Raw genomic sequence first — 264 nt, forward strand, 5'->3', positions numbered from 1 at the left:
CGACCTGCGCCTCGAACAGCGACACCAGCGTCGCCGACGGGTCCACCGCATACGCGGTGGCATTCCACTGCCAGACGACCTTGACACGCTCCTGCTGGTCCAGTAGCGCGATATCGCCGATCGGCAGATCCGGTTCCGCGGCGACGCCGTGCAGCACGCGCACGAAACGCTCGGCGAACGTGCCCGCGAACGCGCCGTCGAAAAGGTCGGTGGCGTAGACCAGCTCGGCGTCCATCGCCGTCTCGGCGCCGGGCACCTCGCTGA

General features: G+C 68.9%; 1 protein-coding gene. It reads right to left on the reverse strand.

Translation table 11 applies throughout. The features are described 5' to 3' along the window. On the reverse strand, positions 1-264 hold a 264-nt coding region (locus IU459_RS37940; protein ID WP_195134352.1), incomplete at both ends, for a hypothetical protein.

The organism is Nocardia amamiensis, assembly GCF_015477605.1.
Lineage (GTDB): Bacteria > Actinomycetota > Actinomycetes > Mycobacteriales > Mycobacteriaceae > Nocardia > Nocardia amamiensis_A.